This window comes from Spirulina sp. CCY15215 (genome assembly GCF_016888125.1).
Lineage (GTDB): Bacteria > Cyanobacteriota > Cyanobacteriia > Cyanobacteriales > Spirulinaceae > CCY15215.
On record NZ_JACSWA010000295.1, the window covers coordinates 1 to 2,139 of the forward strand.

The following is a 2,139-nucleotide window of genomic DNA, read 5'->3' on the forward strand; positions in this document are numbered from 1 at the left end:
CGCATTGAGAGCATGGGTTTGGGTTGAACCACCATTATTAGCAAGGGGGAGTAACAAAGGGTCAATCCCTTTTATATTGCTGGTATCGGTGGTAATTATTGCTCCTGTCGTGTTTTGGATGAGACTGAATTGAATCGTATCGAAAGTCCCGCTTAAATCCGGTGCTTGTCCACCCAAGTCGCTATTTTGAGCAATAATGCTGTTTTCAATGGTAGAAGTATTGCTGTTCGCAAACAAACCACCACCATTACCATTACCATTGTTATTGGCATCGGCGACGTTGAAGGCGATCGTGCTGTTCGTTAATGTGATGTTGTTCGCACGCATACCACCACCATCATTGCCAGCGCTATTGCCACTCACTGTACTGTTCGTTAAGGCAATGTTGTTGTTCGCATTCAAACCACCACTATTATAACCAGCGCTATTACCACTCACTGTGCTGTTCGTTAAGGTGATGTTGTCCGCATACAAACCACCACCACTAGCATTAGCGCTATTACCGCTCACTGTGCTGTTCGTTAAGGTGATGTTGCTCGCACGCATACCACCACCATCATTACCAGCGCTATTACCACTCACTATACTGCTTGTTAGGGTGATATTGTTGTTCGCATTCAAACCACCACTATTATTACTAGCACTATTGCCAATCACTGTGCTGTTCGTTAATGTGATGTTGCCGTTGCTCGCACGCATACCACCACCATTAACACCACCACTATTGCCACTCACTGTACTGCCTACTAAGGTAATATTGTTGCTCGCAAACAAACCACCACCATCACCACTACTATCGTTATCGGCATCGGCGACGTTGAAGGCGATCGTGCTGTTCGTTAATGTGATGTCGTTGTCCGCACGCATACCACCACCATCATTACCAGCGCTATTGCTGCTCACTGTGCTGTTCGTTAATGTGATGTTGTTCGCATTCAAACCACCACTATTCAAACTAGCTCTATTGCCACTCACTATGCTGTTTGTTGATGTGATGTTGCCGTTGTCCGCACGCAAACCGCCACCACTATTACCAGCGCTATTACCACTCACTGTACTGTTTATTAGGGTGATATTACTATTCTTAGCATACAAACCACCACCGCTATCACTAGCACTATTGCCACTCACTGTACTGTTTGTTAAAGTGATATTACTTTTCGCATACAAACCACCACCACTACCAGCCGCACTCCCCCTAGAGATCGTCAGGTTTTGAATCGTCGTGGTTTCTGTGACTGCCGCACTGTTGAAAATTTGGAACATATTGTTACCCTGAACCGTTGACCCATTGCCATCAATTGTTACCCCTGTATGTGTCCAACTAATGGTTGATGCCAAAGTAATAGTTCCCGTGAGATTAAACGTCACCGTGAAGCCATTACCCACAAGGGCTAAGGCATCCCGTAAAGAACCTGCACCGGAATCATTCAAGTTCGTAACATTTTGATTGGCTAACTTCCCATCCCAAACACTGAGGGTAAGATCACTAAAGGTTGTGAGGGCTTCAATGCTTCCCGTACTGTATTCTAATGTCCAATTGCCCCCATAATTAGCACTTCCCGTTGCATCTACCGAAGCGGCTACATCGGCACCTGTCGCATTGGCAATTTGATTAACTAAACTTTCCCCAACTTCTCCTAAAGCCGTAAAACAACTATAAAGCAAAATATCTGCAAGAGGAGAGAGAGATTCTCCCCAACTTTCCAATTGAGTGCGATATTGTTGAATGTTTTGCGCTGTAATAAAGTCTTTCCCCAACCAGAATTCTCCAGAATTTCCTTCTGCAACGATACTTAGAGTCTCGATGGGGTCATTGGCAAAATTCAAGACTTCGGTAATCTTAGCCATACCATCTTCACCTCTCAGCACCAAACGGGAAACGGTGCCGGCTTCTCCTCCATAGAGTAATTCATAAGGATTATCTGCTCTCTCGTCAATGAAGGTATAATCCCAAGAATCCCCGACTTTTTCGCCAAAGCGCATCACTGTGGGGCTGTGTTGTGTTCCATCCCCCGTGCGAATTAAAGTTGGCTCTTGGGGTTGAATGGGATTTATGGCTGCAAGATTAACATTTTCCCCCTGCACCTCCCCCGTCACGATTAAATCTCCTGTGTTTGCATTCGCCAGATTTGCATC

General features: G+C 45.4%; 1 protein-coding gene. It reads right to left on the reverse strand.

Annotated elements, in window-relative coordinates:
• Nucleotides 1–2,139 (reverse strand): DUF4347 domain-containing protein (locus tag JUI58_RS04275; protein WP_204102509.1); only part of this gene is annotated, 2,139 nt, incomplete at both ends.